This window comes from Acinetobacter sp. 251-1 (genome assembly GCF_030329305.1).
GTDB classification, from domain to species: domain Bacteria; phylum Pseudomonadota; class Gammaproteobacteria; order Pseudomonadales; family Moraxellaceae; genus Acinetobacter; species Acinetobacter piscicola_A.
The window spans coordinates 1-1,977 of the sequence record NZ_JACANS010000041.1; the positions used below are offsets into that span (position 1 = coordinate 1).

General features: G+C 49.3%; 2 tRNA genes and 1 rRNA gene. All 3 read left to right on the forward strand.

The features are described 5' to 3' along the window. Positions 1–154: 154 nt before the first annotated feature. The 3 genes from HX129_RS17430 (at position 155) to HX129_RS17440 (ending at position 1,977) form a co-directional block, all read left to right on the forward strand. A 16S ribosomal RNA gene (locus HX129_RS17430) occupies positions 155–1,691 on the forward strand. Between the two features lie 59 nt (positions 1,692–1,750). Next, positions 1,751–1,827, forward strand: a tRNA-Ile gene (locus HX129_RS17435). A gap of 74 nt (positions 1,828–1,901) precedes the next feature. Next, positions 1,902–1,977, forward strand: a tRNA-Ala gene (locus tag HX129_RS17440).

The window sequence follows — 1,977 nt, forward strand, 5'->3', positions numbered from 1 at the left end:
TATGAAGAACAACTTGTGTGGATTTTTACTGGTTGATTGATCGAAATTATTTTCATTGATTGATGGTAGAAATTACTCGAAGTTTATTTGAGAAATTAATGTCAGAAAATTGATGAGCCAGATTTGGTGTTTAGAATAAAACACTATTGATTTTAAACTGAAGAGTTTGATCATGGCTCAGATTGAACGCTGGCGGCAGGCTTAACACATGCAAGTCGAGCGGGGAAAGGTAGCTTGCTACTGGACCTAGCGGCGGACGGGTGAGTAATACTTAGGAATCTGCCTATTAGTGGGGGACAACATCTCGAAAGGGATGCTAATACCGCATACGCCCTACGGGGGAAAGCAGGGGATCATTTGACCTTGCGCTAATAGATGAGCCTAAGTCGGATTAGCTAGTTGGTGGGGTAAAGGCCTACCAAGGCGACGATCTGTAGCGGGTCTGAGAGGATGATCCGCCACACTGGGACTGAGACACGGCCCAGACTCCTACGGGAGGCAGCAGTGGGGAATATTGGACAATGGGGGGAACCCTGATCCAGCCATGCCGCGTGTGTGAAGAAGGCCTTATGGTTGTAAAGCACTTTAAGCGAGGAGGAGGCTACTTTGGTTAATACCTAAAGATAGTGGACGTTACTCGCAGAATAAGCACCGGCTAACTCTGTGCCAGCAGCCGCGGTAATACAGAGGGTGCGAGCGTTAATCGGATTTACTGGGCGTAAAGCGTACGTAGGCGGCTTTTTAAGTCGGATGTGAAATCCCTGAGCTTAACTTAGGAATTGCATTCGATACTGGGAAGCTAGAGTATGGGAGAGGATGGTAGAATTCCAGGTGTAGCGGTGAAATGCGTAGAGATCTGGAGGAATACCGATGGCGAAGGCAGCCATCTGGCCTAATACTGACGCTGAGGTACGAAAGCATGGGGAGCAAACAGGATTAGATACCCTGGTAGTCCATGCCGTAAACGATGTCTACTAGCCGTTGGGGCCTTTGAGGCTTTAGTGGCGCAGCTAACGCGATAAGTAGACCGCCTGGGGAGTACGGTCGCAAGACTAAAACTCAAATGAATTGACGGGGGCCCGCACAAGCGGTGGAGCATGTGGTTTAATTCGATGCAACGCGAAGAACCTTACCTGGTCTTGACATAGTAAGAACTTTCCAGAGATGGATTGGTGCCTTCGGGAACTTACATACAGGTGCTGCATGGCTGTCGTCAGCTCGTGTCGTGAGATGTTGGGTTAAGTCCCGCAACGAGCGCAACCCTTTTCCTTATTTGCCAGCACTTCGGGTGGGAACTTTAAGGATACTGCCAGTGACAAACTGGAGGAAGGCGGGGACGACGTCAAGTCATCATGGCCCTTACGACCAGGGCTACACACGTGCTACAATGGTCGGTACAAAGGGTTGCTACCTAGCGATAGGATGCTAATCTCAAAAAGCCGATCGTAGTCCGGATTGGAGTCTGCAACTCGACTCCATGAAGTCGGAATCGCTAGTAATCGCGGATCAGAATGCCGCGGTGAATACGTTCCCGGGCCTTGTACACACCGCCCGTCACACCATGGGAGTTTGTTGCACCAGAAGTAGGTAGTCTAACCGCAAGGAGGACGCTTACCACGGTGTGGCCGACGACTGGGGTGAAGTCGTAACAAGGTAGCCGTAGGGGAACCTGCGGCTGGATCACCTCCTTAACGAAAGATTGACGATCGGTAAGAATCCACAACAAGTTGTTCTTCATTGAAGTATCTGAGGGTCTGTAGCTCAGTTGGTTAGAGCACACGCTTGATAAGCGTGGGGTCACAAGTTCAAGTCTTGTCAGACCCACCATTCTGACGAACACATTATTTAATTGAAAAATTAAATATTGAGTACAGGGAATTAGATATTTTAGATCTTAAGCTGGGGACTTAGCTTAGTTGGTAGAGCGCCTGCTTTGCACGCAGGAGGTCAGGAGTTCGACTCTCCTAGTCTCCACCA